Source organism: Archangium sp. Cb G35, assembly GCF_001896145.1.
GTDB lineage: Bacteria > Myxococcota > Myxococcia > Myxococcales > Myxococcaceae > Archangium > Archangium violaceum.
This window is the reverse complement of the sequence record NZ_MPOI01000019.1, coordinates 69169-94046: the sequence shown is the minus strand read 5'-3', so window position 1 is coordinate 94046 and position 24878 is coordinate 69169. Positions and strand designations below refer to the sequence as shown.

General features: G+C 68.1%; 18 protein-coding genes and 2 tRNA genes. 8 read left to right on the top strand and 12 right to left on the bottom strand.

What is annotated here, in order from left to right:
* Position 1: 1 nt before the first annotated feature.
* Positions 2-1438, top strand: coding sequence for a polysaccharide lyase 6 family protein (locus tag BO221_RS45070; RefSeq protein ID WP_073567119.1), 1437 nt, complete (start codon positions 2-4; stop codon positions 1436-1438).
* 153 nt (positions 1439-1591) lie between these two features.
* Here the strand turns inward: BO221_RS45070 and BO221_RS45065 are convergent, their stop codons facing one another.
* Positions 1592-3577, bottom strand: coding sequence for an alginate lyase family protein (locus tag BO221_RS45065; RefSeq protein ID WP_073567118.1), 1986 nt, complete (start codon positions 3575-3577; stop codon positions 1592-1594).
* A 6-nt stretch (positions 3578-3583) separates the two neighbouring features.
* Positions 3584-4513 (bottom strand): MbnP family copper-binding protein, encoded by a 930-nt coding sequence (locus BO221_RS45060; RefSeq protein WP_073567117.1) that lies wholly within the window; start codon positions 4511-4513, stop codon positions 3584-3586.
* A gap of 473 nt (positions 4514-4986) precedes the next feature.
* Here BO221_RS45060 and BO221_RS45055 point away from each other — a divergent pair, with 473 nt between their 5' ends.
* Genes BO221_RS45055 through BO221_RS45040 form a run of 4 tightly spaced genes read left to right on the top strand, consistent with a single transcriptional unit; the run spans position 4987 to position 9119 of the window.
* Positions 4987-6222, top strand: a complete 1236-nt coding sequence (locus BO221_RS45055) for a glycosyltransferase family 2 protein (RefSeq protein ID WP_073567116.1) — start codon at positions 4987-4989, stop codon at positions 6220-6222.
* Complete coding sequence (locus BO221_RS45050) at positions 6219-7304, top strand: hypothetical protein (RefSeq protein WP_073567115.1); 1086 nt, start codon at positions 6219-6221, stop codon at positions 7302-7304. The genes BO221_RS45055 and BO221_RS45050 overlap by 4 nt, the downstream gene beginning before the upstream one ends.
* A 25-nt stretch (positions 7305-7329) precedes the next feature.
* On the top strand, positions 7330-8424 hold the full coding sequence (locus BO221_RS45045; protein WP_073567114.1) for a TolC family protein: 1095 nt from the start codon (positions 7330-7332) through the stop codon (positions 8422-8424).
* Complete coding sequence (locus BO221_RS45040) at positions 8421-9119, top strand: hypothetical protein (protein ID WP_073567113.1); 699 nt, start codon at positions 8421-8423, stop codon at positions 9117-9119. Before BO221_RS45045 ends, BO221_RS45040 begins: the two co-directional genes overlap by 4 nt.
* Before the next feature lie 84 nt (positions 9120-9203).
* Here the strand turns inward: BO221_RS45040 and BO221_RS45035 are convergent, their stop codons facing one another.
* Together BO221_RS45035 and BO221_RS45030 are read right to left on the bottom strand one after the other, a co-directional pair.
* The gene (locus BO221_RS45035; protein ID WP_073567238.1) at positions 9204-10805 is read right to left on the bottom strand and encodes a Rieske 2Fe-2S domain-containing protein; all 1602 of its coding nucleotides are present in this window, start codon (positions 10803-10805) and stop codon (positions 9204-9206) included.
* Positions 10806-11017: 212 nt separating this feature from the next.
* Positions 11018-12076, bottom strand: coding sequence for a carbohydrate-binding protein (locus BO221_RS45030; RefSeq protein WP_073567112.1), 1059 nt, complete (start codon positions 12074-12076; stop codon positions 11018-11020).
* Positions 12077-12435: 359 nt separating this feature from the next.
* Between BO221_RS45030 and BO221_RS45025 the strand changes: the two genes are divergently transcribed.
* The 3 genes from BO221_RS45025 (at position 12436) to BO221_RS45015 (ending at position 18782) form a co-directional block, all read left to right on the top strand.
* Positions 12436-13335: a zinc metalloprotease HtpX gene (locus BO221_RS45025; RefSeq protein ID WP_073567111.1), complete on the top strand. Its 900-nt coding sequence runs from the start codon at positions 12436-12438 to the stop codon at positions 13333-13335.
* A 36-nt stretch (positions 13336-13371) separates the two neighbouring features.
* A complete protein-coding gene (locus tag BO221_RS45020) occupies positions 13372-14358 on the top strand; it encodes a TerC family protein (RefSeq protein ID WP_073567110.1) in 987 nt (328 codons plus the stop codon).
* A 257-nt stretch (positions 14359-14615) separates the two neighbouring features.
* The gene (locus BO221_RS45015; protein WP_143196054.1) at positions 14616-18782 is read left to right on the top strand and encodes a DUF3857 domain-containing protein; all 4167 of its coding nucleotides are present in this window, start codon (positions 14616-14618) and stop codon (positions 18780-18782) included.
* A gap of 24 nt (positions 18783-18806) precedes the next feature.
* Here the strand turns inward: BO221_RS45015 and BO221_RS45010 are convergent, their stop codons facing one another.
* The 8 genes from BO221_RS45010 to BO221_RS44975 form a co-directional block, all read right to left on the bottom strand.
* A complete protein-coding gene (locus BO221_RS45010) occupies positions 18807-19673 on the bottom strand; it encodes a hypothetical protein (RefSeq protein WP_073567108.1) in 867 nt (288 codons plus the stop codon).
* On the bottom strand, positions 19645-20094 hold the full coding sequence (locus tag BO221_RS45005; protein ID WP_073567107.1) for a hypothetical protein: 450 nt from the start codon (positions 20092-20094) through the stop codon (positions 19645-19647). The genes BO221_RS45010 and BO221_RS45005 overlap by 29 nt, the downstream gene beginning before the upstream one ends.
* Positions 20095-20230: 136 nt before the next feature.
* A tRNA-Val gene (locus tag BO221_RS45000) sits at positions 20231-20302 on the bottom strand.
* A gap of 28 nt (positions 20303-20330) precedes the next feature.
* Positions 20331-20402: transfer RNA gene (locus BO221_RS44995), tRNA-Val, on the bottom strand.
* 52 nt (positions 20403-20454) lie between these two features.
* Positions 20455-20733, bottom strand: a complete 279-nt coding sequence (locus tag BO221_RS44990) for a hypothetical protein (RefSeq protein WP_073567106.1) — start codon at positions 20731-20733, stop codon at positions 20455-20457.
* 22 nt (positions 20734-20755) lie between these two features.
* Positions 20756-21181, bottom strand: a complete 426-nt coding sequence (locus tag BO221_RS44985; protein WP_073567105.1) for an SCP2 sterol-binding domain-containing protein — start codon at positions 21179-21181, stop codon at positions 20756-20758.
* An 8-nt stretch (positions 21182-21189) separates the two neighbouring features.
* Positions 21190-22818 (bottom strand): Hsp70 family protein, encoded by a 1629-nt coding sequence (locus BO221_RS44980; protein WP_073567104.1) that lies wholly within the window; start codon positions 22816-22818, stop codon positions 21190-21192.
* A 24-nt stretch (positions 22819-22842) separates the two neighbouring features.
* Entirely contained in the window at positions 22843-24870 is a 2028-nt protein-coding gene (locus BO221_RS44975) for an ATP-dependent helicase (protein WP_073567103.1), read from the bottom strand.
* Positions 24871-24878: the final 8 nt, after the last annotated feature.

The following is a 24878-nucleotide window of genomic DNA, read 5'->3' as shown; positions in this document are numbered from 1 at the left end:
GATGGCATGTGCCGTGACGGCGTTCGTCCTCCTGCTGAAGGTGGGCTGCCGCGATGGCGGAATTGGAGAGAGCACCGAGCCCGCTGCCCCCGGCACGGCGGAGCAGGCCGATGTCCTTCCCTCCCCCAGGCGGACGCGCGCCGCACACCGCCTCGACGAGCTGCGGAGCATGATTGCCTCCGCCCTCCCGGGTGACCGCATCGAGCTCGCCAACGGCACCTACACCAACATGATCCCCATCGAGGTGTCGGTCCGAGGAACGGAACAGCATCCCATCGTCATCACGGCACAGACCGTGGGCGGAGTGACCATCGGCGGCTCCTCGAGCTTCCACGTGAAAGGCGCCTCCCACGTCATCCTGCGGGGCTTCAAGCTGACGCACGGGGTGGAAGAGGGAGACGTCGCGCTGAAAATCGCCGGCTCGACCCACGTCCGCTTCACCCGCAACGAGCTCGCCCTCGCGGACACGACGTCCCTCAGTACCTGGCTGAGTCTCGAAGGCGCGGGCAGTGGCTACAACCGCATCGACCACAACTCCTTCCACGACAAGACGAGCGCCAACGTCTTCCTCGCCGTCTATGGGAATGCGCCGGACGGGAGCCTGGGCATCTCGCGGCACGACCGCATCGACCACAACTACTTCCACAAGCTGACCCTCGACAGGGAGGGTGGCGAGTGCCTGCGGATCGGTGACAGCAAGCGCGGCCTCCTCAGCGCGCACACGGTCGTGGAGGCGAACCTCTTCGAGGAGTGCAATGGTGACCCCGAGGTCATCTCCAACAAGAGCTCGGAGAACGTCTTCCGCGGCAACACCCTGCGCAACAACAAGGGCTCGCTGGTGCTGCGCCACGGCAACCAGAGCGTGGTGGACGGCAACTTCTTCCTGAACAACGCGGGGGGCATGCGCATCTACGGCCATGACCACCTCATCACCCACAACTACCTCGAGGGCGGCACCGGCACGGGCGCCCAGGGCCCGCTCGTCCTCAACAGCGGCTGCACCGAGGAGGATACAGGCCAGGGCACGGACTGCAGCGCGGCCTCCCGCGTGACCGTGGCCTTCAACTCCCTGCTGGGCAACAAGTCGGCCCACCTGGTGATCGGCGCCTCGAGCCGGCCCATCCCGGCCCGGGACCTGCGCGTCGAGAACAACCTCCTCGTCGGTGAGCTGGGAAAGCTGGTGGACTTCGAGCGGGCTCCGGACGGTTTCACCGCGGCCGGCAACATGCTCTGGGGCGCGGCCTCACCCGGCGACATGCCGTCCACGGGCTACGTCCGGGTGGACCCGAGGCTGGTGCGCGCGGAGGATGGCCTGATGCGACCCTCCGCTGGAATCCCGATGGCCGGCGCGCCAGACGTGGGCGCGGACCGGACAGGGAGCGGCGTGGTCTCGCGCCGCCCGCTCACCCCCGCGGACGTCGGCCCCCACGCCCCCTAATCCATCGGAACAAAGTCCTTTCAGGGGTGGGTGAGTCCGCCTTCCGGGCGCGCTCTTCACGAACTTGTCCAACTGTTGGACAAGTCTGGCGAGACCGGGCCCGGAGGGGTCCCTCCTGCTTCGAGCTGAGGACAGACCCCTGATTCGGCTGGCTTAGAACGAGCCGAGGATGCCGACCTCCTGCTCACACGCCGCGGGTGCGGAGGTGATGGTGACGGCCTCGTCCGCCTTGGCTGGCCTCTCCACCCGGATGAGATAGGCGCGGCCCGCGGCGCAAACGAATACCTTGACCCCATCCGGCCACGGCATGGCGGAGACACGGGCCGGCGACATGGCGTTCAGGCCGCTCGTGAAGAGGGTCGCGGAGTGGGCCTGGGTGCCCTCGCGCGTGTAGACGAGCACCGTCGACGGCTTGCGTACCTCGTAGTCCTCCGAGTACCACCCGTCGAACGGCCCGGTGGCCCCGCGCACCATGGAGACGAACAATCCCTCGGGCAGGGCCTGGACGACCTGGAGCACGCGCTTGCCCGTCTCGTCGGCGACGGAAGCGGAGGTGCCCTGCGTGGAGACCGTGAGGTCCGGCTGGAACTGCCAGCGCTGCTCGAAGCGGTGCGAGCCCTCCGAGATGAGCCGGTCCAACACCAGGACGACGTCCTTCTCCAGCACCATCACCGCGCGCCAGTGGTGCACCCCCTCGTACAGCGTGTGGAAGCCCGACTGGTAGAGCCACTCCCCTCCCTTCGCGGACAGGTTGGGGGTGGCGTGTCCCTCGCGCTGGTCCAGTCCGTCCACCGTCACGGTGTTGTGGGCGCGGGTGCTGCGGAAGTAGTCCTCCTCCTCCCCCGGCTCCTCGGTGAACATCCCGGAGTCGGCCAGCAGCGTGCGCCCGGCCGAGTAGAGGACCACGTTGAGGGCGTCCAGGTGGCTGTGGTCCGTGCGGTAGGGCCCCATGTCGAAGACCAGGTGCGTCTGTGCCCGGTAGTCCAGGGAGGGATCGAACGAAGAGCGCAGCACGGCGACGCCGGAACTCTCGAAGAAGGCGAGACGCTCGGTGGGCGCGTTGCCGCACATGCCCGCCGTCAGCATGTGAGCCAACTCGGGGAAGACCGCGCCCATCCGTGCGAGCAACACCGGTTGGTGCTTGCGCACCAGCAGGCGCTGGCTCGCCCCGAGCATGGGGATATGCCCGTCGGGCTGCACGACATAGGAGGCGAAGCGGGCCATCCGATCCAGCGCGGGCCCTACCTGCGCGGGCAGCTCCACACCGTGGGTCTGAGCCCACTTCGCCAGCTGATACACCTGGGTGAAGACGTAGAACTGGTAATAGACAGAGTTCTCGATGATGAAGCCATCCGAGCCGATGATGTCCGAGAGCAGACCGTCGTAGCGGGCGAGTGCCAGGTCACGCCAGTACGGCGCGTCCGGGTGGCGCGGGAAGTTCTCCGAGATGAGCAGCAACGCCGCCGCTTCGGCGAACCCGTGGTTGAACCCGGCCTCGAAATTCTCCGGATCCTCCAGGAAGCGCGCGTCATCGAAGATGAGCTGCTCGAGCAGCTTCGCCTCCTGCTTGGAGAGGGCGTCCGCGTGCTTGAGCTTCCAGTACGAGTTGACGAGCACCATGGCCCGGTAGGCGGTGCCGTGTTTGTCCTGGCTGAAGACGGAGCTCCTGGCGTCGGCGGCGAAGCTCTTGAAGACGTCCATGAGCTTGTCGCGGTAGCGCCGATCACCCGTCTCCCGGAAGGCCCACAGGAGGTGGGCAGTGGGCCGCAATCCGTAGAACACGTAGCGCCAGAACTTCTCGTCGTAGGGGTCCTCCGTCCAGGTCAGCGGCGGCGGCAGGTGGATGGGGTCGAACCGGGGAACGGGCCAGGTGTCCTCGAGGATGAGGTTCGCGCTCTCCAGGTCTCCGTCGTCCAACCACAAGTAGGCCACCTCCTTTCCGAAGACGTGGCCCTCCACCACGCATGACTTCCCCTCGCAGCCCTTCTTCAGTACCGGGTTCGCATCCTCGTGCCCGCAGACGATGTTCAACACCTGCGCCGAGTTGAGTTTCTTCGTCTGCTCCTCCACTCCGCAGTGCGTGAGCAGCCCGAGGAGTACGGCACCGCAGAACGCCGTCCATGCGAATCGTCGCGGCATGTCTCATCACTCCGTTACGAGAGGGGTGGACAGGTGGATGAAGGCGCCCGCACGGCCGGGGGCAATGGGTCCACTGCCGATCCCAACATGAGACAACAGCGCGGCACACTCCGGGTCGTCGGCGCTGGAGAGGCATCCCGCAACGGTGTCCGCCGTCCCAGTCCCGGAGCTCTCGAGGTCCGTGTGCGCGAAGAGCGCGGCCACGTCGAAGACGACCCGGCTCCGCCCGGGCACGAAGCCCTCGAGGAAGATGGTGCCCTGGTTCTCGGCGCCGCAGTGGACGCCGATGTCTGGCGTTCCCGTGCAGCCGTCGGCACGGACGTGGAAGACATAGGGCCTGTTGCCACCCGATCGCACGTCGAGACGCAGGAACCTGTAACCGTTCGTCCAGCTCCACCACATGCCGGGAACATGGAGGGGTGGATCAGCCCATTCCACATTCCTGTGGTTGAGCTCGGGAGGAACCCCCAGCGTGAACTCCAAGCCGACGTAGTCGTCGAAGTCGGGCACGAGGCCTACCACCTCGGTGCGGATCTCCGGGCTGCCCGTGTTGCAGGTGCCGGTGCCGTCCTCGAAGTCCAGCATGGCGACCGTTTCGCGATACCGGCGCCCCGCTCGCGAGGTGATCGCCTGGCGCTGCCAGCGCCCATCCTCCTCCAACACCAGGGGGTACCTGTCCCCATTCTCGCGCACCAGCGCGACGTTGCGGACATACGCCTTGAAGTCCAGCAACTCGAGCGTGGTCCCCGAGGTACCGATCTTCTCGTAGATCGCATCGCAGCGCAGGGGCTCGCCGCGCACCTCGGCGGCGAACTGGATCTCGATCTGACGCTCCTCCGCGCAGGCGAGCAGGAGCAAGGGCGCCACGAGCACGAGGAGCAGATGCCTCCGTGCCCACCCCGGTCCCACCGCGGCCGGCAGGCCTCGTGCGGCCATGCCGGCGAATCGTGCAAGCCGCCCCGCATTCCTGCTCTCTCGCAACCGCATCCCGCCCGGATACATCCGCGCCCCCCGCGATTGTGAACCAGGGCCTCGCGCCCCTTTTGCACGCAACATTTCCCTCACCGTGAGGTGCCCCGAGCACGACGATCACCGAGGGAGCGGGCGGCCGCACGAAGCGTCCCCGCCAGGGAGGCCAGCAAAATGGGCTGCCCGGCACAACAGCGCAAGTCAAGACAGTCAGGAGACCCAGGCTCCTGCCGAGCACCTCCTGATGGGCAACCCTCCCACTGCCCCGCGGGGCAGTTGTGAGTGGTCGGGCACAGGCCGACTTTCACCGCCTCGAAACACCGCGCCGGAACATGCGAGGAGCCGGGACGCGAGGGACAACGGAGCGGGACGAGGCCAGGGGAGAGCTTCAGGGGTATGTGCTGGGACGTGCCGGGCTCATCCCGGCGCCGGGTTGGGATATGGAACTGTTCCCCGTTCACCTGTTGGTTCTGGTGGTGATGATGAACCGCTACGTGCTCGGTCCGCTGCTGCGGCGGGTGCGTGGCCGGTGGGTGGACGCCACCGACGACGGCTATCAGCCGACCGTCACCGTGGTCATTCCCCTCTTCAACGAGGGCGAGGGCATCTACCACGCCGTGCGCAGCCTGCTGAGGCAGGACTACCCGCACGACAAGCTGAGCATCTGCGTGGTGGATGACTGCTCCACCGATGACAGCCATTCCTGGGCACTGAAGGCAGCCGAGGGCCGCCCCAATGTGAGGGTCATGCGCAACCCCCACAACATGGGCAAGCGCAAGGGAATCGCCCGGGCGGTGCGCGAGGCCACCGCGGAGATCATCGTCTCGGTAGACTCGGACGTGGTGGTGCACCCGAGCGCCGTGCGCGAGCTGGTGCGCCGCTTCGTCAGCCCGCGCATCGCCGCGGTGGGTGGCCGCACCTACGTGGCCAACCGTCATCAGAACTGGATGACGCGGATGATAGAGATAAAGTTCTACTTCGCCCAGGAATGGCTCAAGGACCTGGAGCGCAGCTTCCGCTCGGTGCTGTGTCTGTCCGGGTGCCTCACCGCGTACCGGCGCCACGTGCTGCTGGAGCTCGATCCGATCCTCGAGGCGAGGAACATCGCTGGCGTCCCCATCAAATACGGGGAGGACCGCTTCCTCACGAGGCAGATCGTCAAGGCGGGTTACGAGACGGTGTACACCACGGAGGCGTGGTGCCAGACGGCGGCACCGGCCACGCTGGCGGGCTACTTCTCCCAGCAACTGAGGTGGCGGCGCTCCAACCTGGTGGACATGATCTGTGGGCTGAGCCACGCCTGGAGGCTGCACCCGGTGGTGGGTGTCCACTACGTGTCACAGCTGGCACTGCTGCTCTCCTATCCCGTCGTCATCATCCACAACATCATCAACGGGCAGTTCTGGGGCGTGCTCCTGCTGCACATGTCCGTCATGGGGGTCATGGGGCTCATCTACCGCATCCACAAGAGGGACCTGCCCCCGGAGATGCGGGTACCAGCACTGTCCTTCCTGCCCATGGGGCTGCTGATGCCCGTCACCTACGCGCTCTTCACGCCGCTGGCGTTGTTCACGCTGGACTCGGGCAGCTGGGAGACGCGAGGCAATCCGATCGCTGCACCGGCAGTGCCCCCCGCGAGCGCACCGTCCGCGGCTGGAGAGGGCTCGACATCATGAACCAGCGCATCGTCAACAAGCTCAACACGCTCGCCGTCAACGCCTACAAGGCCCTGGGCTCGGTGCTGCTGACCCTCATCCTCGTGGGGCTCGTCTCCTATCTGGGCGTCCAGCTCTTCTTCTTCGTCAACCACTCCTGGCTGGCTCCCACCGTCGTCTCTCCCACCGATCCGCAGATCCTCCAGCTCAACGCTCAACTGGCGCAGCAGGCTGCCTCGCGCGACAAGTTGCTGGCGGACCGGAGAGACCTCGAGGCCCGGCTGGAGCAGGCCGAGCGGCTGGTGGGCATGGAGAAGGACTTCCAGCAGCGCTTCCGGGTGGCACTGAGCAGCGAGCGCACGGCTCGCGCCAAGGCGCTGGGCCGGCTGGCCTCGCTGCGCCGGGAGTACCAGGAGGCGGCGCGGGAGATAGCCGAGTCCAACCGGGCCTACGCGGGCATGGCGCGCACTCGCACCGAGGCGCTCTACAACGCGCGGCTGGTGGAGCGAGAGGAGCACCTGACGGCCAACCACCAGCTGGCGCAGATGGCGCAGAGCAACCTGTCGCTGGCGGAGGGCTCGGCGGAGCTGCAGACGAAGCTGGAGGCGGTGAAGCGGGAGCTGGACGGCTTCGACGCCTCGCTGGGAGGCAAGAGCACGGGCCTCAACACCGAGGTGCTGTTGCTGGAGCGCGAGTACACGCGCTCGGTGCTGGAGGTAGCGCGGGCCGAGAGCGAGCGCCGTCACCTGACGGAGAGCCTGAAGTCGATGGAGGAGGCGGTGGGGCGCTACGACGCGCTGCTGGCGTCCATCCGGAGCTCGCCGTGGCTGGAGGCCATCGAGCGGGGGCTGACGGTGGGCTTCGTGCCGTACGAGAACCTGGAGAACGCGGGAGCAGGGACGCCGCTGTACCGGTGCGCACTGAAGCTGGTGTGGTGCCAGGAGGCGGGCATGGTGGGCCAGGTGCTGCAGGGAGAAGTGACGGTCAAGCACCCGGTGCGCCAGACGATGCTGCGCGGAGTGATGGTGGAGCTGAAGCTTCGGGACGAACGCTGGGCTCGTGACGAGCTGCTGCTTCTGGGGCGTCCTCCGCTGCTTCTGTAGGGCCGGAGCAAGGAAGGAGACGGGCATGCGGTGGGCGGTTGCATGGAGCGTGCTGGCCGGCCTCGGAGCGGGAGTCGCGGGTGCGCAGGAGCCGGAGGAATCTCCGGGCTACTGCGCCTTCGTGCGTGGGGTGGGCGACGCCGAGTCGGCGGTGCTGCTCGCGCCGAACGTGTTCGTGGGCGCGGGCGTGGTGAATGCGGGCGACGCCGGATGGAGCGAAGGCGGGCCTCTGGGCAGCCCGACGCCGCGTTTCATCGCGGGCGTCGAATATGACTTCGTGGGGCTCTACCGGGGACTGTCGATTCGACGCCGGGCGAGTGCGGAGTGCGAACGGTACCGGGCGCTCTCGGCCTTGCAGGCGGCGGTGAAGCGGGGCACGGACGTGGGCGCCGAGGCCGCGCTGGCCGCTCGGGCGCAGGTGTTGGAGGCCGCCCTGCCCGAGGCCGGGCAACTGCTGGCCTCGCTGCGCGACGACGTGAAGGAAGGCCGGGCCACGGTCGAGGAGCTCAACGCGCTGCAGTTGCGGCTGGATGGGCTGCGGTTGCTGGCATACGAGACGGCGAAGGAGCGCGAGCGGCTCGCCGCCCTGCCCCGCCCCGCCGAGCGGCCACTGTCCACGTGGTTGCAGGACTTCCGCGCGGCGGACGATCGGGTGGAGGCGGAGGCCGCGAGCCAACGGAGTGCGTTGGCGTGGAAGGTGGGGCTGCGAGGCGGTTATGACGAGCTGATCAACGTGCCGCAGGACGTGCCGTTCTTCGGGATGCTGACGGTCTCGTACAACCTGGGGAACCTGTGGCAGACGCCGGCGAACGCGCGGGCTCGGGAGGGCCGCCGGCGCCTGCTCGAGGAGGACGTGGAAGGCGTGAGCCAGGAGGTGGCCCGGCTGGTGAGCGAGCTGCGGGCGGGACACTCGGCGGAGGAGGCGCGCCTGCGCGAGGTGTCGGTGCTGGTGACGGACCTGGAGGGACAGCTCCGGGAGCTCCAGGCGATGGAGACGGCGAAGGTGCGCCGTTACCGGGACTACCTGGTGCTGGAGCTGGCGCGGCTGAGGGCGGAGCAGGCCTGGCTGAAGACGCACGTGGCGGAGCTGGGCCGTTTCCTGGGAGAGGAGCGGCCATGATGGGCCGGCCGCTCCTGCTGGCCTCGCTGCTGGGGCTGCTCGCGCCACCGGCGTCTCCACCAGGGGGGCCGATGAAGAAGACGCGGGAGGACGGCCCGCTCACCGCGAAGCGGGTGAAGGCGACGCAGGGGAAGCTGGAGCCCGCGGCGGGGGGACGCCTGCGCATCGAGGACCCGAAGGTGCGGGCGGTGGTGTCCACGGGAGAAGGGCCGAAGACACGGGGACTGAGGGCCACGGGAGGAGAGGAAGCGCGGGTCGCCGAGCTGCGCTTCACCTACCTGGGGGCCACGCGCGAGCAGAAGCCGTTGCAGTCAGGGGAGCTGCGGCGGCAGGTGGGGCTGAAGCTGAGGGCGCGGGACGGCTGCAACGTGGTCTACGTGATGTGGCGCCTGGAGCCGAAGGCGGGCCTGGTGGTGTCGATGAAATACAACCCGGGGATGTCCCGCTCGGATGATTGCGGTAACGGGGGCTACCGGACGGTGAAACCGCGGAGCAAGGGAGCGGTGCCCGGGCTCGAGCCGGGGAGCAGCCACACCCTGCGAGCGGAGCTCCAGGGCGCGGCGCTGAAGGTACAGGTGGACGGGAGCACGGTCTGGGAAGGAGAGCTGCCAGCCGAGGCCCTCACCTTCGATGGACCGGTGGGCCTGCGCACGGACAACGGCCGGTTCGACGTGGAGCTGCTCTCCACCCCGTGACCCATTTCCCCGCACGGATCCAAGTACGGTGACAAATACCCTCACCCCGACCCTCTCCCGGGGGGAGAGGGAGGGGATGCGAAGTCACAGAGACGGCCTTTGCTCCACCGAGGACTCCCGCGAGTCCTCGTCCTTCCCGAGGCACTCGGCCTTCACGGAGCACCCGTTGGTGCCGCAGCTTCCACCCTCCTGCAGATCGAAGCGCCAGCGGTGGCGGGGGCACACGAGGTAACGCCCCTCCTCCACCCATCCCTCGCGCAAATCCGCCCCCTGGTGCGGACAATACCGGTTGACGGCGTAACGCATCCCGCCGGCCGTCACCACGGTGCGCTCCTTGCGCGACTCGGTGGCCAGCGTGGTGTCGCACATGGCGCGCAGATCCTCGATCTCGGCGGCGAGGAAGTTGTGCAGGCTGGCGTCATACACATCGGGCGAGCGCGAGGCCCGGAAGCGGAACGACAGCAGGAAGTCCTCCCAGTTCAGCTTGCGATCCAACACGCGCACGATGTCCGCCGCGCTCGAGATGAACGTGTACCGGCTCACGTCCCTCACCTCGCTGACGACCTCCACCCGGCCCGAGCGGAAGTCCACGCGGATGAGCTGCCCGGGCAGCTCGACGAGGCCCATATACAGGGGCGTCATCACCCGGTCCGCCAGCGAGAAGGCGTCCAGCTTCTGCTGCATCTCCTCGCGCAGCCGCTGGTGGATGCGGTCCACCTCCTCGAGCATCATGTTGCGCCGCCGCTCACGGAAGACACGCGTCTGGAGCGCGGCGTAGGAGCGCAGGTACTGCGAGACGTTCTCCTCGGTGACGCGCTCGGGTGCGAGCGAGACCATCTCCCCCAGGCCCGCGTCGAGCACGTCCCCGGGCATGGGCTCGAGCAGGCGCGGCGTCTTCCCGGCCAGCCGGTGCTGGAGGAACGTGAAGAGCTCCGAGGCGCGGGGGAAGATGTTCACCGGCTCGAGGTTGATGTGGAAGAGCGACGGATCCAGGAAGCAGGCCGGGCCCGCCGAGGACAGGTACACCCGGGGCCGGACCGTCTCCATGGCGCGAGCCACCGCCTCGAACTTGCTGCCCCGCTTCTGCCGCGAGTGCTCGGCGTAGTCCTCGCGCGAGTAGTCGTAGCAGGTGGGGTGCCAGATGGCGCCCGAGAACTGGGCCGTGAAGACATCGATGGGCCCCTCCTCCGCGACCAACGCCGGCAGCCGATCGTGAATCTTGCAGTCGTTGAGATTGAGAAAACACTGCCCATCCGCCTGCACCAGCAGCGCCGAGTCCCGGTTGGTGCCCGAGTCCGTCAGATAGAGCTTCAGGTAGCCGCCCTTGAAGGGCACCTCCTGCGAGTCCTCGCAGGTGATGATGCGTTTGGCACCATAGGCCACGAAGTCGTCCCGGAGCGCCGTGCGGCGGAAGCGGCCGATGACGACGGTGAAGTCCCGCTTCGTCAGGGTGCGCAGGAAGTCGGGATCGTAATGATCCTTGTGCTCGTGGCTGATGTAGAGGAAGCGCTCCTTGGGCGAGTGCTCGAGCTTCTCGCGGACCATGGGAGCGAGGTCATGGTTGCGTGGAAATTGCATCCATGCCGCGTCGAAGGCGCCATGAGGAGACAACCATGGGTCGGCGACCACCAGGGCGTGTTGGGTTTCGATCAGGAAGCCAGCATGCCCGAGGAACGTGATCTGCATGGACGAATCCCCCGCGAGTTCCAGCGCCGCGGACGAGGCGCTGGTGGAGCGGGAAGGCTGGTATGGGGGACCCACCGCGGCCACTTGCCCCCAAGTACGAGCCCCCGGTTCAACAACAAGCAGAAGTCTCGCACCGTGCATGGAAAAGGCGCGGGGACGACGGAAATCCCCGCGCCAGACCCATCATGCGAGGTGGGCTCCACCCACCCGACCTACTCGGTGATTTCGCGCACGCTCAGCCACTTGAAGTCCACGTCCGAGGCGCTGTCCCAACGGAAGGTGGCCAGCGGGCCGCCCCAGGTGATGGGCATGGCATCCACGGCGCCACCGCAATTCGTGGCATCTCCACCGATCTGGCCGGAGTCCGTGACGTCGTAGACCTTCTTCCACGTCACCTTGTCCGCGTTCTCGTTGAGCCACAGCTCCAGCTTCACCGCCAGCTTCCCGTTGGAGGTGACGTTCTTCATGATGGACTTGAAGCCCACCCAGCGGCCCTTGAGCGAGCTGGTGCCCGTCTTGTAGGGCACGCTGTCATAGCTCACGTGCCAGGACTCCTTCTCCCAGCGGACGCGGCCGTCGTAGTGCAGACCACCCTTGTAGGAGGAGCCCTCGCAAGCCAGCGAGTCGGTGTGGCGGCCGCCGCGCGCGTACCAGGCGAAGTTGTCGCTCCAATTGCTGGCGGCGTTCACCTTGACGAAGCCCGTCATCTCCACGTTCTTCCAGTCGTTGGCGGTCTGCATGTAGCCGCGGCTCGCCAGGACGTCCCGGTCATACGTGGGGATCTTCTTCGAGTCGTAGCCCGTGGAAGTCAGCGCGTGCATGCGCACCTGGCTGCTCTTCATCTTCCAGGAGCCATCCGCGTTGCGGGTGATGGAGTCCTGCGGATCGAAGCGCGTGTCCGACAGCGCGTTGTCCTTGAGGAACCACGTCTCGCCGCCCGTCTTCGTCGGGTAGAGCATCTTCACGCCGAAGACGTCGGTGTCCGACGCGGGCGCTGGAGGGGCCTCGGGAGCAGGGGCCGGCTCGGGGGTGGGAGTTGGCGTGGGAACCGGCTCGGGCGTGGGAGCTGGAGCCGGCGTTGGAGTGCTGGGGGTCGGAGTGGGAGCAGGCGTCGCGATCCCCGGGTCCTCCGGCAGGTCTCCACCCATGCCATCACCATTCAAGCTGGGGGGCGTCCGCGAGTCCGGCACCTGCTCCGCCGGACCACAACCCACGGCGGAAGCCACGAAGAAGGACGCGCACAGAGCGGAGAGAAGTCGGTAGCGAATCAACGATGATTCTCCATACAGAGGGGCCGTGAGGCGGGGAGCCCCTGACGGACGGCGATGTGCCGCCCCGCCGGGCACTCCCGATCACGGAGACAGGGCGGCGCGGATGACTCCACGCCCGCTCACCGCCTCCCGGGACCGGCCAGGTACTCACGAGCCCGGTGGACATTCAGGTCCAGCCGGTGTTGGGGGTCTGAACAGAAAGCGCCGCCACATCATCCCGGCCCGGGATCCCGGTGCCATATCCGCCTGTCTGCCCTGGGAACCTGAAAACGGGCGCCCGCCACCCTTCGTTTTTCCCGAAGGGTTTCGTCCTGATTACCTATTTGCCGAATGATTGATGGGCCTTTAATTCAGGGAGCATGAAGAATCAGATCAAGACCATCCTGCTGCTCGGGGTGCTGTCGGTGGTGCTCATCGGCATCGGCGCCGCGCTGGGAAAGGGATTCCTCATTGGCGCGCTGGTGCTGTCACTGGCGATGAACCTGGGAGCCTATTTCTACTCGGACAAGCTGGTGCTGAGCATGCACGGGGCGCAGGAGGTGAGCCCCAGTGAAGCACCGGGTCTGCATCGGATGGTGGAGGAGCTGTCGGCCCGGGCGGGCATGCCCAAGCCGCGCGTCTTCCTGATGAACGAGGCGCAGCCGAACGCCTTCGCGACGGGCCGCGACCCGGAGCACGGCGTGGTGGCGGTGACGGCGGGCATCCTGGAGGTGCTCGACGAGCGGGAGTTGCGCGGCGTGCTGGCGCACGAGCTGGCTCACATCAAGAACCGGGACATCCTGGTGTCCACCATCGCGGCGGCGGTGGCCTCGGCCGTGACGTACATGGCGCACGCGGTGGGCCTGTTCGGCTCGATGTTCATGGGCCGGGACGAGGACGGAGAGGAGGGCCTCTCTCCGCTGCAGACGCTGGCACTGGCGCTGGTGGCGCCGTTGGCGGCCACGGTCATCCAGATGGGCATCTCGCGCTCGCGCGAGTACCTGGCGGACCAGACGGGCGGGGAGATCTCCGGAGACCCCGAGGCGCTGGCGAGCGCGCTGCGCAAGCTCGAGGCCGGGGCGATGGCGCTGCCGGTGGAGGGGCGTCCGGCCACGGCGAGCCTGTTCATCGTGAGCCCCTTCGCGGGGATGCAGAACATCCTGTCGCTCTTCTCGACGCACCCTCGGACGGAGGAGCGCGTGCGCCGGCTGCTCGAGCAGGCCAGGCAGATGCCCGCCGCCCGGGGCTGGAGCGGTAGCGCCCTGCCCTTCGCCCGCTGACGACCCCACCCCCTTCACAAAGAAAGACAACCCTCCATGGACATACCAAGTATAGGCAGCCCCGCCCTATGGGTGGGGTTCATCATATTCGTGCTGTTGATGCTGGCGCTGGACCTCGGGGTCTTCCACCGGCATACGCACGAGGTGAAGTTCAAGGAAGCGCTGACGTGGAGCGGGGTGTGGATCTCGCTGGCGCTGGTGTTCAACCTGGGCATCTGGTGGAAGTTCGGGCCCACGCCAGGGATGCAGTTCCTCACCGGCTATCTGATCGAGAAGTCGCTATCGATCGACAACATCTTCGTCTTCGTCGTCATCTTCTCGGCGCTGAAGATTCCGTCGCTGTACCAGCACCGGGTGTTGTTCTGGGGAATCCTGAGCGCGCTGGTGTTGCGCGCGGCGATGATCTTCGCCGGCGTGGCGATGCTGCAGCGCTTCCACTGGCTCATCTACGTCTTCGGCGCGTTCCTCATCCTCACCGGCGTGAAGCTCTTCGTGCAGCGCAACAAGGAGGAGCACCCGGAGGACGGCGCGGTCATGAAGCTGGCGAGGCGCGTCATCCCCTCCACGCCGCACTTCGACAAGGATCACTTCTTCACGGTGGAGAACGGCAAGAAGCTGGCCACACCGCTCTTCATGGCGCTGGTGCTGGTGGAGCTGACGGACGTGCTCTTCGCACTGGACTCCATCCCGGCCATCTTCGCGGTGACGACGGATCCGTTCCTGGTCTTCACCTCGAACATCTTCGCCATCCTGGGCCTGCGCTCGCTCTTCTTCGTGCTGGCGGGGGCGGTGGAGAAGTTCTCCTACCTCAAGGTGGGCCTGTCCGGGGTGCTGGTGTTCGTGGGCGCGAAGATGGCGCTGATCGACGTGGTGAAGGTGCCGCCCGCCGTCTCGCTGGGAGTCATCGCGCTGCTGCTGGGAGGCTCCATCGTGGCCTCACTGCTGAAGGCGCGGGCGCTGGAAAAGGCCGAGGCGGACAAGGCCGTGGCCTCGCGTGGGCAGCCCGCTCCGGCTGCAGAGTAAGGCCAGGCGACGCAGTCTGGATTCAGCGATGATACTCCGAGCCGCTCCGTACGCGGCTCACGTCCATCGCCGCCCTCAAGGGCTGAGCCCATGAGGGCGGCGGGACTCGAGCCCGCCCCCTGGATCTCCCCGGTGGCGCTCCTCCCGATGTGACGGGCCGTGAAGATGGATCCTCCGCGAGTCCCCTCGTTTGCTTTCCCGAGACGTGGCTGATCTATTGCGCCCTTCTTCATCACATGATGGGTGCCGTTACCGCGATGAGATCGCTCGCGCTGTGTCTGGGTCTGCTTTCCCTGTCCCTTTCCGCCCTGGGAGCCGAACGAGCCTCGCAGCCCTGGGAGGGGCCTGCCTTCGAGGCGCCTCCAGCCGCCATGCTGCGGGCGGTCTCCACGCTGCCCATGCCGGAGCCGCGCGAGGCCGACGTGGAGGTGCTCCTCGAGGAGGGGCGGTATGAGGAGCTCGGCCCCCACCGCTGGCGCACCACCCGGCACCGCGTCTTCCGCATCCTCTCCGAGGCGGGCGTGCAGACGTGGGCGGAGACGCGCGCCGACTGGTCCCCCTGGCGCCAGACCCCACCGAAGATCCGCGCCCGGGTCATCTCGCCGGACGGCCAGGTGCACGGGTTGGATCCCAAGACGTTGCATGAGGCGCCCGTGGAGGACTCGAGCCCCAACCTCTACACCGACCAGCGCGTGTTGCGCGCGCCGCTGCCCGCGTTGCGCGTGGGCGCCCTCGTCGAGGAGGAGTCGGTCGTCGAGGACACCCAGGCCTTCTTCGACGCGGGCCTCGTCGAGCACTTCTACTTCGCCAACACCGTGCCGGTGCGCAAGGTGCGCCTGCTCATCGACGCGGAGCCCTCCACCCAACTGTCGCTCCGTGTCCGCGGGCTGCCGCTCGAGCCGGTGCCCCAGCATCAGGCAAGCCGCAAGCGCCTCTTCTTCGAGGGCGGCCCCTATGCCCCGGTCACGGCACTCGAGGCGCATGTCCCTGCCTCCGAGGCCTTCTACCCGCACGTGGCCTTCTCCACCGGCCGCTCCTGGAGCGAGGTGGCCACCACCTACCACCGCCTCGTCGAGGAGAAGCTCGCGGGCGCGTCCTTGCAGTCCCAGGCTCGGAGCCTCACCAAGGGCCTGAAGGATCGGCGGGTCATCGCGCAGCGCCTGCTGGAGTGGGTGCAGGGCTCGGTGCGCTACACGGGGCTCGAGTTCGGTGCCGCGGCCATCGTCCCCGCCGAGCCGCGCGAGACGCTCGCGCGGCAGTTCGGCGACTGCAAGGACCTCTCCACCCTGCTGGTGGGCCTGCTGCGCGGTGCGGGCCTCCCCGCCCAGGTGGCCCTCGTCCGCTCCGGGCGCGAGGACGTGCCCGAGCTGCCTGGCATGGGCTTCTTCAATCACGCCATCGTGTACGTGCCCGGCTCGCCCGCGCTGTGGGTGGATCCCACGGACCCCGCCGCCGAGGTGGGAGGGCCCGTCGCCGGGCTCGAGGGCCGCCATGCGCTGGTGGCCGCCCCGGAGACGCAGGGGCTCACCCTCATCGGCGAGTCCTCCCCGGCGGACAACACCGCCGTCTTCACCCGCAGCATCCTGCTCGCCGAGGAGGGGCCGGCGCGCGTGCTGGAGACGCGCGAGCTGCGCGGGGCGCTGGCGGGAGACTACCGGCGTCTGCTGCGCGGCATGCGCCCGGCCGACTTCCGCCGCAACATGGAGGCGCTGGCCTCCGCGCAGTACCAGGGCACGCTCGCGGGGTTGAAGCACTCGCCGCTGGAGGAGCGCACGGGTGCCTTCCGGCTGGAGCTGGATGTGGCCTCGGCGCGCTTCGCCACGACCGGTTGGCGCCAGGCCCGTGTCCCCCTGCGTCTCGACTCCCCCCTGGCGTGGCTGCCGGAAGTGCTCGATGACGTGAGCGACCTGCTGCCCGACGAGCTGGGCCGCAAGCCCGTCTCCGCGCCGCGCCGCAAGTCCGAGCTGGTGCTGCCCGTGGCCTACAAGGCGGAGGTGCGCTACCGCCTGCGGCCCCCGCCCGGCTTCTCCGTGCGCACCCTGCCACGTGACGAGACGCTCCGCCTGGGACCCGCGGTGCTGTCGCTGCGCTACTCGCGCGACGAGGACGGTGGGCTCTCCGCCGACTTCTCCTTCGACACCGTCAAGCGCCGCTACTCGGCCGACGAGGTCAACGCCTTCCGCGAGGCCCTGGTCCGGCTCGCCCGTCGCGAGCCGCTGGAGGCGGAGCTGGAGGACAGGGGCCAGCGTCTGGTGGAGAACGGGCGCGTGCGCGACGGCCTCGCCGTCTATGAGAAGCTGCTGGCGCGCGCTCCAGGCTCCGGGCTGGTGCGGGCTCGCTACGCCGGGACACTTCTGGGCCTGGGGTTGGGGGAGCAGGCGCGCGCCGAGGCCCGCCGCGCCGTGGAGCAACACCCCGGCTCGCCCCTCGTCCACCACGTCCTCGCCTGGGTGCTGCAGCACGACCTTCAGGGCCGGTTGCGCCACGAGGGCGCGGAGCTGCCGGGCGCCGTGGCCGCCTGCCGCAAGGCGCTCTCCCTGGAGCCGGACAACACCTCGGCCCAGGCGCTGCTCGCGGAGTTGCTCGAGTACAACCCACGGGGCGAGCACTTCGGACAGGGGGCCCCGCTGGCGGATGCCCTCGCCTCCTGGCGGCTGCTGAGGGACTCGGTCGCGGACCAGGACGTGGAGGATCGCTACCTCCTGGCCCTCTTCGCCTCGGGAGCCTTCCAGGAGTCGCTGGAGGCGGCGCGAGCCTCCCGCTCCTCCACGCCGCGCGATCGTGTGTTGATCATGTCACTGGCCGAGCTGAAGGGCGCTCGCGAGGCCATCACCGAGGCGGAGGGCACGTTGGACGGGCTCGAGGCGCGCCGCGAGGCGCTGTCCATGGCTGGAGACCACCTGCTCACCCGGCGCCGCTACCCCGAGGCCGTGCAGCTCTTCGAGGCGGCGCTGCGTGGCGCGTACAACCCGGAGCTGGAGACCCGGCTGGAGCTGACGCGCAAGGTGCGCGACGCCAAGGCGTCCAAGCCGGACGAGGGGCCGCGGGAGCTGGTGCGCCGCATCGTGCTCGCCGCCTGGACGACGCGGAGCGCTCAGGACTTCGAGGCCGCCGTCCGTCCGCTCCTCTCCAAGCGCGACAGGCCGGACAGCGAGCTGCGCGAGACGATGCGCCTGCTGCACGCGCGAGCCTCGCGCTACGTGCGCCAGGCCAACCTGGATGCCGCCGGGGTGACCGCCATGACGGACCTCGCCCTGGCCGCGCTGGACCTGCAGGTAGATGGCAAGGACAAGGTGGGCTACCGGGTGGGGCTGAAGCTGCCGCTCTGGGGCATTGCCGGGGACACCTGGTACGTGGTGCGCGAGGAAAAGGAGTACCGGGTGCTCGCCACCTCCTCGGATCCCCGCCCGCTCGGCGCGGAGGCGCTGCGCTGGTTGGATCTCAATCGCCCGATGGAAGCCATCATGTGGCTGCAGTGGGGCGCGGAAGCGGCGCGGGCGCTGCCCTCCTCCGACAGCCTGAGTCCGCTGGCGAGCTTCGCCTCGACGCTGCAGGGCTTCTCCGGGATGGAGGCGGTGTCGGACCTGCGGCGCGCGGCCGCCTACCTGGGGGCAAGCACGGGAGAGGCGCGCGTCATCAAGGCGCTGGAGAAAGACGTCCAGTACGCCTCGGGCGAGTTGCGGCAGCGGCTCCAGCTCGCGCTGGCCGTGGCCTACAAGGCGGCGGGCCATCTCCCGCAGGCCAACACCTGGTTGGACCAGGTGCGCCGCGAGGTGCCGGGCTCGCTGGAGGTCTTCCTGCTCAAACGCGCCTTGTTGACACAGGAAGGGAAGTGGGAGGGGCTGCGGAACGTTGCCAGCAGCCGCCTCAACTTCCTGCACGATGACGTCCAGGGCCTGCGGACGTTCCTCGACGCGGCCGTGCAGCTCAGGGAGTGGAGTGCGGTCGACGAGGCCGGACAGGACCTGGTGATGCAGGGGGCGGCCGGAGCGGACACGTATCGCACGCTCGCCTGGGCGGAGTTGTTGCGGGGCCGGGCCTCGTCCGAGTCGCTGACCATGGCGCAGCGAGCCGTGGCACTGACCGAGCGCGAGGATCCCGAGGCGCTCGCCTTGCTCGCCGCGCTGCTGGTGGAGACGGGGAAGCTGGTGGAGGCGCTGCGGCTGGTGGACGAGGCACTCGCCCTGGGGGAGCCAGCGGCCACGGATGGGGGCGTCCTCTATGTGCGGGGGCGGCTCGCCGAGGAGTACGGCCTGGCCGAGGCCGCGCGCGCCCTCTACCGCGCCGTTCCCGCGCCAGAGGGCTTCGACAACCGTTCGTTCCATCGGCTCGCCCAGGCCCGCCTCTCTCACGTCAAGGGTGACGGGGCCACGGCAGGCGCCAGGAAGTCCCGGGGACGCGAGTCCACCCGCCGCCAGCGGTGACAGGCCCCTGGCCGGGCACCGCGATCAATACCCACCGAAGTCAGAGTGGCGCTCCGACCTCCACGCATCGGTCAACAAGCGCAGGACCGGATCACCGGTCCGTTGCGTCAGCTCCTCGAGCGCCACTCCCGCATCAGAGAAACGCCAGCCTGGAGAGTTGAGCGACATCCACGCCCCCTGGTAATCCCCGGCGCGCAGACACGCATCGAACACCTCTCGCTGCCGGGCCACCTTGAACCAGGGCGGGGCACCTGGCTGGGACGCGATCCGTTGGGCCACGGTCCTTGGCCCCTCCAGCCCGGCGAAGCGTCTCAAGTCACTCGAGCGCTCGACGCTGAGCTCGGTGGGAAAGTCCCCCGGATAGGCCTCGGGCTCCTCCTCGAAACACTCGAGCGGCGCATCTTGAACGAACTCCGAGCGCTGCAGGAGCCCGGACGGATCATCGCCCGACTCCTGCATGATACGCTCCAGATCGTCCAGGTCGTTCACGCCCGCCGCAGCCGCGAAAGCCCTGAGTTCCTCCGAGACAACCCCGTCGTCCGCCTCCAGCGTCCGTAGGGCCACGAGCGTCATGAGCTGCTCGAAGCTCCGTGCATACTCGTACGCCCGGTACCCGGCCTCGACAATCAGCCACACGATCGTGGTTCGGCGCGGCCCTCCCCAGTGCCACCAGAACCCGTAGTAACCGGGCCCCGACAGACTGCTCCAGAGCGGAATCAACGCGGGCGGGAAGCCATAGGAGGCAAAGGGCACCTGACCCCTCTCCGCCGGAAGCCGCAAGTCGCCCGTCGCACAGGCAATCGCCGCCTCCGGGAGCGCGAGTGCACGAATCACCTTCGCCCACTTGTCGTAGCTCATGGAGCTATTCGACATGTCCGAGGTACGCACCATGAAACGCCTCCTCTTCGGTAATCGCCAGCACCCGCCGCCAGTCCGCGGACGCGAAGAAGACCTCCCTGTCCGGCATGACCTCCCAGAGGCTCCGAACCCACCTGCCCTCTCCGTCGACGATCAGGTGAACCCAGCCCGCGGCGCCCAGACCCGAGAACACCACGTACAGCTCGGACCCGCCCGCGAGGAACTCGCGCACCACCTGGCGCAACCATTCCACCTTCTCGCGGCCTGACGCCTCGCCTCGAATCGTCGAGAAGGGCTCCGCCTCCACCAAGAAGAGCTGGGACAGGGCCTGCTGCACAGCCGGGAGGCTTTCCTTTGGGACGATTCCACCGATCGTCACCCCTTCGAGCCGCTTCAGGAGCTGCTCGAGCTCTTTCTTCTGAAAATGCCGTTGCAGACGGTCCTGGGTGGTCATCGGCTGTCGTCTCCGAGCACCTCGGCCCGCTTCAACATGTCTTCCAGGTCGTCGTGCATGGCCGTCACCTCGGACGCTCCGGGGGCCCAAAAGCGAAGAGGCCGTGAGCCCCTCGGGACTCACGGCCTCTGTCGTGTGGGCGCACCAGGATTCGAACCTGGGACCCCTGCCGTGTGAAGGCAGTGCTCTACCGCTGAGCTATGCGCCCGATTGCGGTGAATCGGGAGTCGTCGGTGTGGGCGCACCAGGATTCGAACCTGGGACCCCTGCCGTGTGAAGGCAGTGCTCTACCGCTGAGCTATGCGCCCCCGACGAAGCGACGGGTGGGTAGATGCCACCCGCCGTGTTCCCTGTCAACGGCTATTCTCTCGCGATTTCTTCCAGCCGCTCGTCCAGCTCACGCAGCCGGCGCTTGAGGCCGGAAAGCTTCTTTCCCACGGCCTTGAAGTCACTCCGGGTCGCGAAGCTCAGCGCCCGCATCAGCTCCTCCTGGCCCCGGTCCAGCGCCTGCTTGCCCCGCTGCACGGAGCCGAGCGCCTGGGCGACCGCCATGGCCCGCTTCTCGTCGGCCAGCAGCTTCTCCATGGCCTTCTGCGACACGCCCAGCGCCTGCTTCTTCAGGTTGCGGCGAATGCTCATGACCGACTGCCCCCACGGGCACTCACGGCCCGTCCACGTACTCCGTCTTGAGCGCGGAGAAGACGCGATCCGCGATGCCCTTGAACCGCAGGCGCTCGATGAGTTGCTGCAGATCTCCCTTCACCGCGATGCGCCGCCGCAGCACCGCCTCCACGGGATCCAACTGCCCCTGCAGCAGCTGCTTCCACACCGTGTAGGGCGCCCGCGCCAGGTAGGCCGGATCCATCTCGTCCAGATCGTCCGGATCATCCAGCACGCGCAGCTTCTCGATGCGGCCGCCGCGCGGCACCAGGTGCGCCACGAAGGCCCGAGCCAGCTTGCCCGGCTCCGCGTCGACGATGACCCCGATCTCTCCCTGCCACCCCTGGGCGGCGAGCGAGCTCTCCGGATCCGCGTTCACCAGCCGTACCGCCTCCTCACACCACTCCTTCGACGGGAACGTGGCCATGCCGCCGCCTACCCCCTACGGAAGATGCTCTTGACCTTGGAGAACAACCCGCTGCCCTCCTGGTGGGACGACGGCGAGGACGCCGACTGCTCGGCCTTCTGGGCCCGCTCCTCGGCCACCCGCGCCAGCTCCTTCTTGAGCAGCTCGGGCGTGTCCCGCGTGGCCAGCTCGATCCGCCGGGGACCGCCCGGCTCCTCGACCATGACCTGCAGCAGGCACTCCTCGTTGAGCCGGAAGTCGATCTTCCGCCCCGCGGACTCCGCCGGCACCCGGAGCGTCCCCAGGTACTCGTTGTCCACCATCAGGTCGCTGTCGCCCTGGAAGATGTCCATCTCGATGAAGGGCGCGCCCGGATCCTTCGGAGGAGGCAGCCGGAAGCTCTTCACCAGCGGGATGATGGAGTTCTTCTCGATGACCCGGCGCACGCGCCCGTTGGGCAGCGCGTAGCCGATGGGCATGGACACCGCGTCCAGCAGCGTCACCGAGTCGATGGTGCCCAGCGAGTCCGCCAGCAGCGCGGCGCCCAGGGCCACGCACTCGTCCGGGTGCACGCCCTTGCGCGGCGGCTTGCCAAAGTGCTCTTGAATCCGCTGCTGCACCAGCGGCATGCGGCTCTGCCCGCCCACCAGGATGATCTCGTCGATCTCCGAGCGGTTGATGCCCTTCTCCGCCAGCACCCGGTCGCAGATCTCGAACGTGCGGTCCACCAGATCCATGGTGAGCGCGTTGAGGTTCTCGCGCGTCAGGGGGATCCGCAGGTCCAACGGCTTGCCCTTGCGCTCCTCGATGTAGGGCAGATCGATGACCACGTTGGGGATGAGCGTCAGATCAATCTTCGCCGCCTCGGCGGCGTTCTTGATGCGCTGCATGGCGATGGGGCTCTGCGAGAGGTCGACCTTGGTCTCCTCCCAGAACTTCTCGAGCACGTAGTCCATCACCCGGTTGTCGAAGTCGACGCCGCCCAGGAAGGTGTCGCCACCGGTGGCCAGCACCTCGAAGACGTTGCCCGTCAGGTGCAGCACCGAGACGTCGAAGGTGCCACCGCCCAGGTCGTACACGAGGATCTTCTGATCCAACCCGCGGTTGAAGCCGTAGGCGAGCGCCGCGGCGGTGGGCTCGTTGACGATGCGCTTGACGTTGAAGCCCGCGAGCTTGCCGGCCTCCTTCACCGCCTGGCGCTGGCTGTCCGTGTAGTACGCCGGCACGGAGATGACGGCCTCGTCGATGGGGCCGCCCAGGAACTGCTCGGCGATCGTCTTGAGCTGCTTGAGGATGAAGCTGGAGACCTCGGGCAGCGTGTAGATGCGCCCGCCCAGCGTCACCGCGGCGTCCCCGTCCGGGGCCTCGACGATGTCGTACTTGAAGTAGCCCTTCAGATCGTCGACGACGCGCGACTGGTACTTGCGCCCGATGAGGCGCTTGGTCCCGTAGAGCGTGTTCTTCGGGTTGGTGACCATCTGATCCTTGGCCACACCACCGACCAACAGCTCGCCCTTGCCGGAGAGCGCCACCACCGAGGGAAGGATCAGGTTGCCGCGATCCGTGGGGACGATCTTCGGGATGCGGTTCTTCACGGACGCGACCAGTGTGTTGGTCGTTCCCAGATCAATCCCGATGATGCGAGGTCTGTCCGCCATGGTGGAGTATCACTCTGTATCACGTCAGGAGCCGGGTTGCGCAGTTCTCGTCTCCACGATCAGCCGGTCGTAGGGAGCCTCCTCTCCTACCGGCAGCTCCTCGACGAAACGGGAAAGCTTGAGGACCGCCCGCTCGCCGCCTCGCAGGACGGCGGAGATCGGGTAGCACAACGCCAGCTCGTCCTTGGCCCGCGTGGCCGCCACGTAGAAGAGCCGGCGCTCCTCTTCCTCCTCGTCCGGCGTCCGGGCGGCCCCAGGCAGCGGGAAACGGCCCTCGGCCAGTGAGATGACGAAAACCGCCTGCCATTCCAGCCCCTTGGACTGGTGCACCGTGGACAGTGTGAGGCTCTCGGATGGAGGCTCTCCCGTTGCCTCACGGGCCGAGAATTCGGCCACCAGCGCGATCTCCGACAGGAAGCGCGGCAGCTCATCGAAGCGCCCGGCGAACTCCGCCAGCTGCCGGATGTCGTCCTCGCGCCGCTCCTCTTCCGGGAACTCCGTCCGCAGGTACTCGCCGTAGCCTCCCGCCAGCACGTCCTGGATCATCTGCCCTGGTGTCAAATTGGACCCAGGGGCTCCCAGCCGCTCCAGGAGCTGGATCAGCCGGGCAAAGCCCGCGGTGGCCTTCCGGGGAACCTCGGCCTGGACCTCGGGACGGGCCAGCCCCTCCACGAGGGACAGCTCCGGCGGCAGGGCGAGCAGCACCTCCCAGAGGATCTCCGCCGTGGCGGGACCGATACCGGGCACCAGCTTGAAGACGCGCTTGAGGGCCAACTCGTCCCGCGGGTTGCCCGCCAGCCGCAGGTGGGCGAGCACATCCTTCACGTGGATCTGCTCGAAGAAGCGCACCCCCGAGCGCACCCGGAAGGGGATGCCCCGGCGGACCAGCTCCAGTTGCAGCTCGATGGAGTGGCTGTGGGCGCGGTAGAGCACGGCCATCTGCTCCAGGGGCATGCCCCCGTCGCGCAGCTCAAGCACCCGCTGGGCCACGAAGGCGGCCTGCTGATCCAGGTCCAGGGTGCACGCGAGCACCGGCACTGGCCCCGGGGGCCGCGAGGAGATGAGCTGCTTGGAGAACTGACGCTGGTTGAGCGAGATGGAGGCGTTGGCCAGCCGGAGGATCTCCGGCGTCGAGCGGTAGTTGCGGGTGAGCGGGTAGATGCCGCAGCCCGGGTAGCGCTTGGGGAAGTCGATGATGTTGGTGAAGTCCGCGCCCCGGAAGCTGTAGATGGACTGGCAGTCATCACCTACCACGGTGAGGTTGCGGCGCTCGCCGGCGAGCAGATCCACGAGCTCGCCCTGCAACCGGTTGGTGTCCTGGTACTCGTCCACCAGCACGCAGTGGAAACGCTGCACGAGCTGCTCGCGGATGATGGGGTTGTCCACGAGCAGCCGCTTGAGCATCACCAGCAGATCATCGAAATCCATCAGGTGCATGCGCCCCTTGCGCTCGGCGAAGCGGCGGGCCACCGCGAGCACGTCCTCGGCCACGGGGAGGAACTGCGGCCGGCGCTCCACCAGCACCTCGGCCACCGACAACTGCAGGTTGGCGGCCATGGAGACCATGTCCAACACCACCTCGGCCTTGGGGAAGCGCCGCTCGCGGGGCAGCTTGCGCTCGGCGATGCACGAGGACATCAGGTCGCGCGCGTCCTCGCGATCCAGCACCGTGAAGTCGCGGGAGAAGCCGATGGCCCCCGCGTGCTGGCGCAGCAGCACGTGCGCCGCGTGGTGGAAGGTGCCGCTCAGCAGCTTGCGCACGTCCGCGAAGGCCCCGGTCAGCTCCTCCACCCGCCGCGTCATCTCCCGCGCGGCCCTGTTGGTGAAGGTGAGCAGCAGCACGCCCTCGGGAGGAATGCCCCGCTCCAGCAGCCGCGCCACCCGGAATGTCAGCGTGCGCGTCTTGCCCGAGCCCGCCCCGGCGATGACCAGCGCCGGCCCCTCCCCCGCCTCCACCGCCAGCAGCTGCTCCTCGTTGAGCAGCCGCTCATAGTCGATCCGCGGCGCGGGAGTCGCCGTCGCGGCCTTCAGCGTGTACGTGCGGGTGGCCATGTACGGCT

Coding starts and splice junctions, on each gene's coding strand:
- BO221_RS45070 (WP_073567119.1), top strand. CDS start 2: ATGGCATGTGCCGTGACGGCGTTCGTCCTCCTGCTGAAGGTGGGCTGC.
- BO221_RS45065 (WP_073567118.1), bottom strand. CDS start 3,577: ATGCCGCGACGATTCGCATGGACGGCGTTCTGCGGTGCCGTACTCCTC.
- BO221_RS45060 (WP_073567117.1), bottom strand. CDS start 4,513: ATGGCCGCACGAGGCCTGCCGGCCGCGGTGGGACCGGGGTGGGCACGG.
- BO221_RS45055 (WP_073567116.1), top strand. CDS start 4,987: ATGGAACTGTTCCCCGTTCACCTGTTGGTTCTGGTGGTGATGATGAAC.
- BO221_RS45050 (WP_073567115.1), top strand. CDS start 6,219: ATGAACCAGCGCATCGTCAACAAGCTCAACACGCTCGCCGTCAACGCC.
- BO221_RS45045 (WP_073567114.1), top strand. CDS start 7,330: ATGCGGTGGGCGGTTGCATGGAGCGTGCTGGCCGGCCTCGGAGCGGGA.
- BO221_RS45040 (WP_073567113.1), top strand. CDS start 8,421: ATGATGGGCCGGCCGCTCCTGCTGGCCTCGCTGCTGGGGCTGCTCGCG.
- BO221_RS45035 (WP_073567238.1), bottom strand. CDS start 10,805: ATGCAGATCACGTTCCTCGGGCATGCTGGCTTCCTGATCGAAACCCAA.
- BO221_RS45025 (WP_073567111.1), top strand. CDS start 12,436: ATGAAGAATCAGATCAAGACCATCCTGCTGCTCGGGGTGCTGTCGGTG.
- BO221_RS45020 (WP_073567110.1), top strand. CDS start 13,372: ATGGACATACCAAGTATAGGCAGCCCCGCCCTATGGGTGGGGTTCATC.
- BO221_RS45015 (WP_143196054.1), top strand. CDS start 14,616: ATGAGATCGCTCGCGCTGTGTCTGGGTCTGCTTTCCCTGTCCCTTTCC.
- BO221_RS45010 (WP_073567108.1), bottom strand. CDS start 19,673: ATGGTGCGTACCTCGGACATGTCGAATAGCTCCATGAGCTACGACAAG.
- BO221_RS45005 (WP_073567107.1), bottom strand. CDS start 20,094: ATGACCACCCAGGACCGTCTGCAACGGCATTTTCAGAAGAAAGAGCTC.
- BO221_RS44990 (WP_073567106.1), bottom strand. CDS start 20,733: ATGAGCATTCGCCGCAACCTGAAGAAGCAGGCGCTGGGCGTGTCGCAG.
- BO221_RS44985 (WP_073567105.1), bottom strand. CDS start 21,181: ATGGCCACGTTCCCGTCGAAGGAGTGGTGTGAGGAGGCGGTACGGCTG.
- BO221_RS44980 (WP_073567104.1), bottom strand. CDS start 22,818: ATGGCGGACAGACCTCGCATCATCGGGATTGATCTGGGAACGACCAAC.
- BO221_RS44975 (WP_073567103.1), bottom strand. CDS start 24,870: ATGGCCACCCGCACGTACACGCTGAAGGCCGCGACGGCGACTCCCGCG.